Raw genomic sequence first — 12,426 nt, forward strand, 5'->3', positions numbered from 1 at the left:
GCTGCTCCGTGCCGTCCTACCGGTGAAACCGGATCTATAAAGTGGGGCATGTCCGTCGAAACCTGTTCAACGGACATGCCTGAGGACTTCGTGAAAATTACAGGAAGCCGCGGCGCTGCCACCAGCCGCCTTTTTTCGGCTTTCCGGCCTCTTCGCCATTCTCCCCGCTATTGACCGAAGTCACCACAGGTTCGGACGAAACGACGTTCGACTCCCGATTGGCGCGAACCGGTTTCGATTCCGTCTCCATCGATGCGGGCTCGGCTTCTGCCGCTTTTGGCTCTGCCTCTGCGGGCGCTGACACAGCGGCTTCTGCCACCGCGTCCTGCGGGTCGCTGGCGGGAGCCTCGACGGCCTGAACATCGCTGCCAGAAACCGCGCTTACGGCTTCTTCAACGGCGGCCTCAGGAGCGGCAGTGGTCTTTGCGCGGCGCGAGCGTCGCGGTTTGGCAGCGGGAGCCTCCACAGCCGCGACCGGTTCAGCCACGGGAAGCTCGACGGGCGCTTGTGCGGCCTCGGCATCATCCGTTTCGGCGTCGCCATCGCTGTCGCCTTCATCGGTTTCAGCACTGTCACCATCGGCAGCCAAGCCATTCTCGTCGCGACCGCGGCGTCCACCGCGCTTGCCGCGACGGCGGCGCTTGCGGCGCTGGCTTTCGCCATTGCCATTTTCGTCCCCAGCCTCTTCGCCTTCAGCGGCAGCCTGTTCCGTTGCGTCGGTGGCTTCGATGTCGTCGCCATCGTCGGCGTCATCACCCTCTTCGCCATTGGCGCCCATCTGTTCGCCATTGCCATTGCCGTTGCGGCCACGGCGGCGACGGCGGCGCTTGCGCTTGCGGCCATTGCCATCCTCGCCATTGGCGCTGGATGCGACAGCCGGAGCAGCGGCTTCACCTGCAACCTCTTCTTCGTCTTCCTCGATTTCGATGATCGGATCATCTTCCTCGATTTCGGTGAAGAGCGGCATCAGGCTTTCGATCTTTACCGGATTGGCAACCGCCTCGCCGCGCTCGATTGCGAAATGTTGATGGCCGATGGCAGCGTCTGCGTCGATGACGATGGCAACGCCAAAGCGCTTCTCGTAATCGACAATGGTGCCGCGCTTGTGGTTCAGCAAGTAGAGCGCGGTTTCCGGCAGTGTGCGCACGGTAATGTCATGCGTCGTGCTTTTCAGCAGGAATTCTTCGATGCCGCGCAGAACATGCAGGGCAACGGAAGACTGCGAACGGATAAGGCCCGTGCCGGAGCAATGCGGGCAGGTCTGGGTCGTGGATTCCAGCACGCTGGCGCGAATGCGCTGACGCGACATTTCCAGAAGCCCGAAATGCGAGATGCGGCCAACCTGAATGCGGGCGCGGTCGTTTTTCAGGCAGTCCTTCAGCTTCTTCTCGACAGCGCGATTGTTGCGCTTTTCTTCCATGTCGATGAAGTCGATGACGATCAGGCCGGCAAGGTCACGCAGGCGGAGCTGGCGCGCGACTTCCTCGGCAGCCTCGAGATTGGTCTGAAGTGCCGTATCCTCGATGGAATATTCGCGGGTCGAACGACCGGAATTCACGTCGATGGAAACCAGGGCTTCGGTCTGGTTGATGATGATGTAGCCACCGGATTTCAGCGTCACCTGCGGCTGAAGCATCCTGTCGAGCTGCGCTTCGATGCCGGAACGCGAGAAAATCGGGTGGATGTCGCGATAGGGCTGAACCACTTTGGCATGGCTCGGCATCAGCATTTTCATGAAGTCCTTCGCTTCACGATAGCCCTCTTCACCGGAGACGACGATTTCGCCGATGTCCTTGTTGTAGAGGTCGCGGATGGAGCGCTTGATCAGCGAGCCTTCCTCATAAACGAGGCAGGGCGCCGTGGAGTTCAGCGTCAGCGTGCGCACGTTTTCCCACAGGCGCATCAGATATTCGAAGTCACGCTTGATCTCGACCTTGGTGCGGTTTGCGCCAGCGGTGCGCAGGATCACGCCCATGCCCTGCGGCACGTCGAGTTCGCGCGCAACTTCCTTCAACCGCTTGCGGTCGGTGGGATTGGTGATCTTGCGGGAAATGCCGCCGCCGCGTGCCGTGTTCGGCATCAGAACGGAGTAACGGCCAGCCAGAGACAGATAGGTGGTGAGAGCGGCACCCTTGTTGCCACGCTCTTCCTTGGCCACCTGAACCAGCAGGATCTGGCGGCGCTTGATGACTTCCTGAATGCGGTACTGTTTGCGCGGCATACGGCGCACGCGATCGGGAACCTCTTCCATGGCGTCTTCGGCGCCCACGGATTCGATCACTTCCTTCTCGCCTTCATCCTCGTCGTCGTCATCCCCGTGAATGGAGTGAACGCCCGCCTCTTCGGAAATGGAGTCGGTATCGACCATTGCAGCCATGCTGCCTCTGGAGGAGCCGTCATCCTCGCCACCCTCATCGCTTTCGATCGCAACGGGCGCTGGCGTCTCTTCCCCGGTGGCCGCAGCCTTCTTGGCGCGGGGCTTGCGGGGGCGGCGCGCCTTCGGCTTGGCTGCCTCTTCTGCCTCGGCGACAGGCTCATCTTCCGGTTGAACAGCGGCGTCGGCTGAGGCAGCTTCTTCCGGCGTTGGCGCCGCACTCGCCTGAGCGGAAAGCGCAGCCACTTCCTCGGCTTCGTTCACGAATTCTGCCGGGTTTTCAACTTCGGGCTGGACAGCCGTTGCCGGATCGGCGCCGCGAGGCTCGAAATCGCCTTCGTCGTGGCGATCATGCTCTTCCGCTTCCGCCTTGAGAAGGGCCTGACGGTCTGCAAGGGGTATCTGGTAGTAATCGGGATGAATTTCGGCGAAGGCCAGGAAGCCGTGGCGATTGCCGCCATAATCGACGAAGGCGGCCTGAAGAGAGGGTTCGACCCGCGTGACCTTGGCGAGGTAGATATTGCCGCGGATCTGCTTCTTGTGCTGGGACTCGAAGTCGAATTCTTCGATCCTGTTACCGCGTACGACGACGACGCGCGTCTCTTCCTCGTGAGACGCGTCGATTAGCATTTTGTCTGCCATGGAAGTTCTGCTCCTCGGCGCGATCGGTTGCGAGGAGGGCTGCGGGCATTGCGCCCGGCAAAGCTGGTCTCGAATGCGATGCGCCGGATAAATATGCCCTTGCCGGTCTGGTTCTTGCGGGCAGCAGCGCGTCAGGAGCCGGGCTTGAAATAGCCCCGAGACTGACGAAACTGTACAATGACTGCTGCAACGACATCAAATACCAAACAAGAGCGTCAATACCATAGGCCATAAGGCCCGATGAATGCTCGAATGAGCGGATGACGGTTTCCCGCCTTGCTGTTTGCCGGAAGCCCGGCCATACGATTCAGTTTCGGGAAAAACCTGCCTTGGCGGCGGATGAAAGCTCGGACACATGGCGCCAGGTCCTCTAGGTTGGCAGCCGTCACGACGATTCTATCCCGTCGACAATTTTATCCCTTATTTCTGTTGTATGGTTTCTGTATCTCATTGGCAAGCGGGAAACCCCGAACGGTCATAATATTGATAAAAATCGTAATTTAGTGGCGTTGCTCAATGCGCGCGGAAAAAGGATTGCAGCCGCTTTGCTGCATGGCACGGATTGAAGGGGAGACGGCCAGGGGTTGCAGGGCAGGCGCCGGGGCGGGTAGACTTCTGATCAGGGCTTCGGTTGCGAGGATGGGGAGCATGATGGCGCCGGGAGCGCGAAACGGTTGAGGTTTGTCGTGCGTTTTGCCGCGCTGGTATTTGTTATTTTCACGGGGCTTTTCTCGGTTGTCCATGCGGGCGTGCTGACTGCTTATGCGGCGCGCATTGCCGGTGACGATGCCCGCACGCGCATCGTCATCGATTTCGATGGCAAGCCGGATGTCTCCCTTCGCTATATCGCCAATCCCGATCGCATCGTGGTTGATCTTCCAGCGGTTTCCTTCAGCTTTCCATCGCAGGATCTCGAGGCGCGCGGTCTGTTTCGCGATGTTCGGTTCGGAGCCATTGACAGTGCCCATTCCCGCCTCGTGCTGAGCACGGCTGCAAGACCGGCAAAGATCGTCAAATCCGAAATCCTGCCCAACGAAAACGGCAAGGGCTTCCGTCTGGTGCTGGATGCCGAGATGACGGATGCGGCGGGTTTTGCCGCGCTTGTCTCTCCTGAGGCCTGGACCGCAGACGCGCGTCCCGCAAAGGGTGATTTTCCCGCGGCGGTGGAGGGGGCGGCGCCGGTATCCGCCGAGGCTTTCGTGATTGCTGTCGATGCCGGTCATGGCGGTATCGATGCAGGCGCCAGCGGCAAGGTGACGAACACGCCGGAAAAGACCATCACCCTTGCCTTTGCCAGAGCGCTGGTGGAGCGGCTGAACCGGCAAAAGGGCATAAAGGCTTTCCTGACACGGGAAAAGGACGAGTTTCTTTCCCTTTCACAGCGTGTGACGCTGGCGCGGCAGGGGCGCGCCAATCTCTTCATTTCCATTCATGCCGACATGCTGGGTCAGGTGGGTATTCGCGGCGCCACCGTCTATACCATCTCGGACAAGGCGTCGGACCATCTGGCGGCGGCGGCCGCCGAGCGCGAGAACCAGTCGGACGAGGTCGGCGGCGTGGATGCCGGATCCGAGCCGCCGGAGGTCTCCGACATTCTGGCGGACCTGACGCGCCGCGAAACCCAGGCCTTCTCCGTGGCGATGGCCAAGTCCGTGGTTTCCTCCTTCGAGGGGCAGATAAATCTCATCAACAATCCCCACCGCTTTGCCGGTTTCCGGGTGCTGCAAGCGCCGGATGTGCCTTCGATTCTGCTGGAAATGGGATTTCTGTCAAACAAGGATGATGAAAAGCTGCTTCTGGACCCGGCGTGGCGCAACAAGGTTGCCGATCTTCTGGTGAAGGCGATCAACAAATATCGCGCGCCGCTTGCCGCCAAGGGAGGCTGATGCAACCTTTGCCGGGGAAAACCGGCGCGCATTCCTTCTCTGGCCGCATTTTGCGCACAATATCGCGGGAATGCAGAAAGATGGGTTGCACCTTGCGCGCATTGAGGCATCCTGCCGGGGCAATTCGAATGAGCCAGGGTCTGGAAAGGCTCGTGTGGCCGCAACTGCCTTGTATTTGAGGTTCGGCTATGTAAAACGCCGGACAGCAGGTGATGCCCGGCGGACGTCGCTTGTAAACCGAAAGCCATTGCCGGTAGCGGGATCATGATAAGACTGATTGGATATTTCTTCGGACTGGCCTGCGTTGCGGCGTTGGGTATTGCCGCGGTTGCGGCGCTTTACCTGGCAAGCGTCACGCGGGATTTGCCCGACTACGAGGTGCTGAGCCAATATGCACCTCCGGTGACGACGCGCATCCATGCCGGAAATGGCGCGCTGATCGCCGAATATGCCCATGAACGGCGTCTGTTCCTGCCCATTCAGGCCATTCCGGACCGGGTAAAGGCAGCCTTTCTTTCGGCGGAAGACAAGAATTTCTACAGCCATCCCGGTGTTGATCTTTATGGTCTTGGCCGTGCTGTGCTGGTGAATTTGCAGAATTTCGGCTCTGGCCGTCGGCCGGTCGGCGCCTCCACCATTACCCAGCAGGTCGCGAAGAACTTCCTGTTGTCTGCAGACCAGACCATGGACCGCAAGGTCAAGGAGGCCATTCTCTCCTTCCGCATCGAGCAGGCCTATTCCAAGGACAAGATCCTCGAACTTTATCTGAACGAGATTTTCTTCGGGTTGAATGCCTATGGCATCGGCAGTGCGGCGCTCACCTATTTCGATAAGCCCGTTACCGAACTGACCATTGCCGAAACCGCTTATCTCGCCTCCCTGCCCAAGGGGCCGTCCAACTACCATCCCTATCGCCACACCCAGGCAGCTCTTGAGCGGCGCAACTGGGTGATCGACCGTATGGTGGAAAACGGCTTCGTCAGTCAGCCGGATGGGGAAGAAGCCAAGAAGGAGCCGCTCGGCGTAAACCTGCGTCGTGGCGGCGGTAATGTCTTTGCCTCGGAATATTTCTCCGAGGAAGTGCGCCGTCAGGTCATCGACAAATATGGCGAAAAATCCCTGTATGAAGGTGGGCTTTCCATCCGCACCTCGCTGGACCCGCGGATGCAGACGGCGGCCCGCAATGCTTTGCAGGCGGCCCTTGTGACTTACGATGAGCGGCGCGGCTATCGCGGCCCGGTCAAGACCATTGACAGCGGGCCGGACTGGGGTGTGCCGCTGGCCGATGTCGCAGCCCTTGCCGATGTGCCGGAATGGGAGCTGGCCGTGGTTCTTTCGGCCTCCACCAGGGAGGTGCAGATCGGCCTCCAGCCGGACAAGGACGCAGCCGGCAAGGTCGTGCCGGAGCGTCTCACCGGCACGATTGCGGCTGCGGATATGGAATGGGCCTATCGTTCCGGGCGCGGCGACCGCAAGGCGGCAAAATCCCCCGATGGCGTGCTGAAAACCGGCGATGTGGTTTTTGTCGAACGCATTGGCGATGAAAATTCCAAGCGTTATCGCCTGCGCCAGCCGCCCAAGGTGCAGGGGGGGCTTGTGGCCATGGATCCGCATACGGGCCGCGTGCTTGCACTGGTTGGCGGCTTTTCCTACGCCCAATCGGAATTCAACCGCGCCACGCAGGCAATGCGCCAGCCCGGATCCTCGTTCAAGCCGTTCGTTTACGCCGCAGCGCTCGACAGCGGCTATACGCCAGCTTCCGTTGTGCTGGATGCGCCGGTGGAGTTCGTTTCCGGCGGGCAGGTCTGGCGGCCGCAAAACGATGGCGGCGGCTCGGTTGGCCCAGCCACGCTGCGTTACGGCATCGAACATTCCCGCAACCTGATGACGGTGCGTCTTGCCAATGACATGGGCATGAATCTCGTGGCCGAATATGCCGAGCGTTTCGGCATTTACGACAAGATGAATCCCGTTCTGGCCATGTCTCTCGGTTCTGGCGAAACCACGGTGCTGCGCATGGTTTCGGCTTATGCCGTGATTGCCAATGGCGGCAAGCAGATCAAGCCAACCCTGATCGACCGTATCCAGGACCGGTATGGCAAAACCATTTTCAAGCACGAGGAGCGGGTTTGCGAAGGTTGCAACAGCGAGACGTGGAACAATCAGGAAGAGCCGGTCGTCGCCGACAACCGCTTGCAGGTTCTGGACCCCATGACGGCCTATCAGATCACCTCCATGATGCAGGGGGTCATCCAGCGCGGCACGGCTTATGGCAAGATCAAGCTGGACCGCGATGTGGCGGGCAAGACCGGCACGACCAACGATGCCAAGGATACCTGGTTCGTCGGCTTTACGCCTGAGATCGTCGCTGGCCTCTATATCGGTTACGATTCTCCCATCGGTCTTGGTCGAGGCGCCACCGGCGGCTCGCTGGCCGCGCCTGTGTTCAACGAGTTCATGCAAGCCGCGCTGAAAGGCACGCCGCCCTCGAAATTCCAGGTTCCGGATGGAATGCAGATGATGGCCGTGAACCGCAAGACCGGCATGGCGGCGGTGGAAGGTGATCCCGACACCATCGTTGAAGCCTTCAAGCCGGGCACGGGCCCCGCCGACAGCCTCTCGGTGATCGGCATGGATACGGCCGCCCAGCCGGAAGAGATCCTGCGCACCTCGCCGCAGGTCAATCAGGCGGTGCAATCGGGAACGCCCGGCCTGTTCTGATGATATGCACGAGATGTTGGCGGGTTGCGGACTTTACTTCCGCAGCCCGTATCTCTATGTCGATGCCACGCAATTCAATTGTTCGAGACGGGAAAATGCGAAACGAAATCGAGAATGTAGTCGATGAAATCAAGCAGGCCATAAGCCTGCTGAGGAGGCATCTTTGACTGGGATCAGGCGATAAGACGGCTGGACTGGTTGAATAACAAGGCAGAGGATCCGACCCTCTGGAATGATGCCCAGGAAGCGCAGAAGCTGATGCGCGAGCGTCAGCAGCTTGATGAAAGCATCAATGGCGTCAAGCGCCTCGAACAGCAGATGAAAGACAACATCGAGCTGATCGAGATGGGTGAGGAAGAGGGCGATCAGAGCATCGTGCAGGAAGCGGAAGAGGGGCTGAAAGCCCTGAAAACCGAATCTGCCCGCTTGCAGGTCGAAGCCATGCTTTCCGGCGAAGCCGACGGTAACGATACCTATCTGGAAGTCCATTCCGGCGCGGGCGGCACCGAAAGCCAGGATTGGGCGAACATGCTGCTGCGCATGTATACCCGTTGGGCCGAGCGAAACGGCTTCAAGGTCGAAGTGCTGGAAGTGCATGACGGGGAAGAGGCGGGCATCAAATCCGCGACGATCCACGTCAAGGGCCATAATGCCTATGGCTGGCTGAAGACCGAATCGGGTGTTCACCGGCTGGTGCGTATCTCGCCCTATGACAGCAATGCCCGCCGGCACACGTCCTTCTCGTCGATCTGGGTTTATCCTGTCATCGATGATACGATCAATATCGAGATCAACGAAAGCGACTGCCGGATCGATACCTATCGTTCGTCAGGCGCCGGTGGTCAGCACGTCAACACCACCGACTCGGCTGTCCGTATCACCCATATGCCCACGGGCATCGTGGTGGCCTGCCAGCAGGAGCGCTCGCAGCACAAGAACCGCGCAAAAGCGTGGGATATGTTGCGCGCCCGCATCTATGAGCAGGAACTGAAGAAGCGTGAAGATGCCGCCAATGCAGAAGCCGCATCGAAAACGGATATTGGCTGGGGCCACCAGATCCGCTCTTACGTGCTCCAGCCTTATCAGCTGGTGAAGGATCTGCGTACCGGCGTTGAAAGTACGGCGCCGGATGATGTGCTGAACGGTGAACTGAACGAGTTCATGGAGGCAGCGCTTGCGCATCGAATCAGCGGCAAGGCCGATGCTGTCGCCGACATCGATTGACGGTTGACGCAGCCTGGCAAAAACGAACGGCGGGATTTTCCCGCCGTTTTTTGTTGGATCAGGCACTTTTCCTAAAATGCTCTAACGTTTTCTTTTCGAGCTATAATCTTGCCGATCCTCGTTTCTCGCCGGTCGAATTATGCTCTAATTGGCGAATTGCTCGGCCAGAATTCTGTCAGACCATGAATGATCGGGATCGGACAAGATCCGCGCGGTCACGTCATCGGCCTGCTGAATGCGCACATGCAGTACCGATTTGACTTCCGTGTTGTCGGCAACGGCGTTGACGGGACGTTTTTCAGCCTCAAGAATCTCAATATCCACCGTCACGCGGTCCGACAGCAGCGCGCCGCGCCAGCGCCGGGGGCGAAAGGGGCAAACCGGCGTGAGCGCCAGCAAGGGTGATTCGAGCGGGAGAATCGGCCCGTGTGCGGAAAGATTATAGGCAGTGGACCCCACCGGCGTTGCCACCAGCAGGCCATCGCAAATCAATTCATCCAGCCTCTCTTGCCCGTCGATCAACACGCGAAGCTTGGCGGCCTGATAAGATTGCCGCAGCAGCGAAACTTCGTTGATGGCAAGCGCCATCGTCTCGGCGCCATCGACGCCGCGAGTGATCATTTTCAGCGGATGAAAATCGTTTTCGGCTGCGGCAGCGATTCGTTCCGTCAGGCCCTCCAGCCGGTAATCATTCATCAGAAAGCCGACCGTGCCGCGATTCATGCCATAAACCAGCGTACCGCTGTTCATGGTTTCATGCAGCACCTGAAGCATGAAACCATCGCCCCCGAGAACGACCAGCACATCGGCCTGCTCGCGTGCTGCGTTACCGTAAATGCGAATCATCTGTTCGCGGGAAGCCTGTGCTTCGGGCGTCGGCGCCGCGACAAAGCAAAGCGAACTGAAGGAACGCGCCATGGAAAACGACCTGTTGAACCGGATTTTCTTGCTACATGATAAAGACAGGCCACGCCAAGGATTTTCCGCCGTGATGGCCTCTGGCTGCCAATGATGCAATTTTTCCTTTACTCGGTCGGAGAATCTGTTAGGGACAGGGCACGCCCTTGTAGCTCAGTTGGTAGAGCACCTGATTTGTAATCAGGGGGTCGCGGGTTCGAACCCTGCCGGGGGCACCATTTCATCACTCATCATGCAGGTGTAATAAAGGCGTAGTAGGCCCATACGCCTATGAAACCCAGCATCACGCCAGCAAACAGAAATGCGCGCTTCAGGCCGGGGCGCGGTTTTTTAGGCTGCTCCGGCCTGCGAAATTTAATGACATTGTCGTTCATGGAAACCTCCCTTGCGCTTAAAGGCCGTCTCTGGCAGTCGGTAAACCGTCTGCCGATACCCGTTATCGCCTTGTATAAGACGGGGATTTGGCCTTTTTCGAAGAGTGTAGCCATAAAGCCGCTCAGCTCAAGAGGTGGCGGCGGGCTTACGCCATGCCGGCCGGATCGCCTGCCGGATTAAGGGCCGGGTTGGGGACCGGATCGTTGAGGTTCTTCGTGTCACCCTTGTCCTGGACGGGAGGGTTTACCTTGCCGTCTTGCGTGCGATCGGGAATGCCCGGTGTAGACTGCGGGCCGCGGGGCGCATCTTCAGGACGTGGGGGAATGGTCGCTGGCATGGTTATCTCCTTTTCTGTGGATAACCTGCCAACGAACGAAAGACGGCATGGTTCCTGCAATCCGGCTCACATCCAGCGCGGTTTTCTCAGGACCGAAGCAGAAACTGGCGCGTTGCATAAAGGGCAATGGCGGCCGCATTCGAAACATTCAGCGACTTGATTGCTCCCGGCATGTCGAGCCTTGCCAGCGCATTCACGGTTTCGCGGGTTTTCTGCCGCAAGCCCTTGCCCTCCGAGCCAAGAACCAGCGCGATCTTTTCGCCGCTGAAGCTACCTTCCAGCGGATGCGGGCCCTCCGAATCGAGGCCGATGGTGAAAAAGCCAAGCTTGTGCAGTTCGCTCAGCGCATCCGAAAGATTGGTGATCTGAATGTAGGGGATGAGTTCCAGCGCCCCGGAGGCGGATTTGGCGAGAACGCCGGATTCAGTCGGGCTATGGCGCTGGGTGGTGATAACGGCGCCCGCCCCGAAGGCGACCGCGCTTCGCATGATGGCGCCGACATTATGGGGATCCGTTACCTGATCCAGTACCAGCAAAAGCGGGCTTTCCTTGAGGGCTTCCAGACGTCGAACGGGCAGGGGGCGTGTTTCCAGCATGACGCCCTGATGGATTGCCTCTGGCCCGAGAACGCGATCGATGTCCTGCGGGCTGACGATTTCGACCGGGTACTTCAGGGAACCGGAATCGGGAAGCTCGAGGCGGGCCAGCGCGTTTTGCGTGGCGGAAAGTTTTATGATCTGGCGTTCACGGTTCTCCAATGCAGCACGCACGGTGTGCAGGCCGTAAAGAAAAACCTGATCGGGCTGAAGGGAAGGGGGCGTCCAGTCGGTGTTGGATTTCCGGCGCTTCAGCGGTGGTGTCGGGATCTCGCCTTTTTCGCGTTTTGCATCGCGAACCTGGCGGCGCAGGGTCGCATAGTGGGTGTCGCGGGCGGAGCGGTCATTATCTTTGTTTTTGGTCATGCAGCGTTATAGCGCCGGTCGCCTTTGCTGCAAAGGGCGAGGCGATGCAGCATTTTCCACAGGCTGAAAAAACTCGAAAAATTCGTCGATGATCGTGTTGACTTATCGGTTTTGCTCAGCGATATAGCCGCCACGGAACACGAAGCGAGGCGCTTCGCTTCCGCAGTAAGCTTGGTCGCTTGATCCGGTCGAATAGCTGGAGGGATGCCCGAGTGGTTAAAGGGGACGGACTGTAAATCCGTTGGCTCAGCCTACGTTGGTTCAAATCCAACTCCCTCCACCATTTCGACATTCGGATCGAACACGCGGGTATAGCTCAATGGTAGAGCAGCAGCCTTCCAAGCTGAATACGCGGGTTCGATTCCCGCTACCCGCTCCATGTTTCCGCTTTTTCTTTTGTTATGTCGGTTTTGGCTAACGGTTCGGCTCTTGTGTCGTGCTTCTTTGCCATCGAATGGCTTTCGAGCATTTATAGCTTGCGCATTCGATGGGAAAGCCTTAAACGGCGGCGCTAAACCGGTTCGCCGGGTCAACTTTTTTCGATCATAGGAAGAGTTCAAATGGCAAAGAGTAAGTTTGAGCGCAACAAGCCGCACGTTAACATTGGCACGATCGGCCACGTTGACCATGGCAAGACGTCTCTGACGGCAGCAATCACGAAGTTCTTCGGCGAGTTCAAGGCGTATGACCAGATCGACGCCGCGCCGGAAGAAAAGGCTCGTGGTATCACGATTTCGACGGCACACGTTGAATATGAAACGCCTGCTCGTCACTACGCGCACGTTGACTGCCCCGGCCACGCCGACTACGTGAAGAACATGATCACGGGTGCCGCACAGATGGACGGCGCGATCCTGGTTTGCTCGGCTGCCGATGGCCCGATGCCGCAGACGCGCGAACACATTCTTCTGGCCCGTCAGGTTGGCGTTCCGGCCATCGTCGTGTTCCTGAACAAGGTTGACCAGGTTGACGACGCCGAGCTTCTGG

Annotated in this window: 9 protein-coding genes and 3 tRNA genes; 7 read left to right on the forward strand and 5 right to left on the reverse strand. The window is 59.0% G+C overall.

Going from position 1 to position 12,426, the window contains the following annotated elements:
• Positions 1-97: 97 nt before the first annotated feature.
• A complete protein-coding gene (locus T424_RS0101985; protein ID WP_027486236.1) occupies positions 98-3,016 on the reverse strand; it encodes an Rne/Rng family ribonuclease in 2,919 nt (972 codons plus the stop codon).
• Positions 3,017-3,690: 674 nt separating this feature from the next.
• On the opposite strand from T424_RS0101985, the gene T424_RS19955 reads away from it, so the two are divergent.
• The 3 genes from T424_RS19955 to prfB all read left to right on the forward strand — a co-directional run bounded on the left by T424_RS19955 (position 3,691) and on the right by prfB (position 8,847).
• On the forward strand, positions 3,691-4,902 hold the full coding sequence (locus T424_RS19955; RefSeq protein WP_084268354.1) for an N-acetylmuramoyl-L-alanine amidase: 1,212 nt from the start codon (positions 3,691-3,693) through the stop codon (positions 4,900-4,902).
• Between the two features lie 264 nt (positions 4,903-5,166).
• A complete protein-coding gene (locus T424_RS0101995) occupies positions 5,167-7,623 on the forward strand; it encodes a penicillin-binding protein 1A (RefSeq protein WP_027486237.1) in 2,457 nt (818 codons plus the stop codon).
• A gap of 95 nt (positions 7,624-7,718) precedes the next feature.
• A protein-coding gene (prfB, locus tag T424_RS0102005) for a peptide chain release factor 2 (protein ID WP_154664766.1) occupies positions 7,719-8,847 on the forward strand; the annotation gives its coding sequence in 2 pieces (ribosomal slippage) (positions 7,719-7,787 and positions 7,789-8,847; 1,128 coding nt in all).
• A 144-nt stretch (positions 8,848-8,991) separates the two neighbouring features.
• Here prfB and T424_RS0102010 read toward each other — a convergent pair.
• Entirely contained in the window at positions 8,992-9,765 is a 774-nt protein-coding gene (locus T424_RS0102010) for an NAD kinase (protein WP_027486239.1), read from the reverse strand.
• A gap of 142 nt (positions 9,766-9,907) precedes the next feature.
• Between T424_RS0102010 and T424_RS0102015 the strand changes: the two genes are divergently transcribed.
• A tRNA-Thr gene (locus tag T424_RS0102015) sits at positions 9,908-9,983 on the forward strand.
• A gap of 12 nt (positions 9,984-9,995) precedes the next feature.
• Here T424_RS0102015 and T424_RS22820 read toward each other — a convergent pair.
• The 3 genes from T424_RS22820 to rlmB all read right to left on the reverse strand — a co-directional run bounded on the left by T424_RS22820 (position 9,996) and on the right by rlmB (position 11,439).
• A complete protein-coding gene (locus T424_RS22820) occupies positions 9,996-10,139 on the reverse strand; it encodes a hypothetical protein (RefSeq protein WP_169737293.1) in 144 nt (47 codons plus the stop codon).
• 146 nt (positions 10,140-10,285) lie between these two features.
• Positions 10,286-10,477, reverse strand: a complete 192-nt coding sequence (locus T424_RS0102025) for a hypothetical protein (RefSeq protein WP_027486240.1) — start codon at positions 10,475-10,477, stop codon at positions 10,286-10,288.
• Between the two features lie 86 nt (positions 10,478-10,563).
• Complete coding sequence (rlmB, locus tag T424_RS0102030; RefSeq protein ID WP_027486241.1) at positions 10,564-11,439, reverse strand: 23S rRNA (guanosine(2251)-2'-O)-methyltransferase RlmB; 876 nt, start codon at positions 11,437-11,439, stop codon at positions 10,564-10,566.
• A 198-nt stretch (positions 11,440-11,637) separates the two neighbouring features.
• Between rlmB and T424_RS0102035 the strand changes: the two genes are divergently transcribed.
• The 3 genes from T424_RS0102035 to T424_RS0102045 form a co-directional block, all read left to right on the forward strand.
• Positions 11,638-11,722 (forward strand) — tRNA-Tyr (locus T424_RS0102035).
• Positions 11,723-11,744: 22 nt separating this feature from the next.
• Positions 11,745-11,818: transfer RNA gene (locus T424_RS0102040), tRNA-Gly, on the forward strand.
• 181 nt (positions 11,819-11,999) lie between these two features.
• Positions 12,000-12,426: GTP-binding protein (locus T424_RS0102045; RefSeq protein ID WP_027486242.1), on the forward strand; the 427-nt coding region annotated here is incomplete at its 3' end.

Source organism: Allorhizobium undicola ORS 992 = ATCC 700741, from assembly GCF_000621665.1.
Classification (GTDB): domain Bacteria; phylum Pseudomonadota; class Alphaproteobacteria; order Rhizobiales; family Rhizobiaceae; genus Allorhizobium; species Allorhizobium undicola.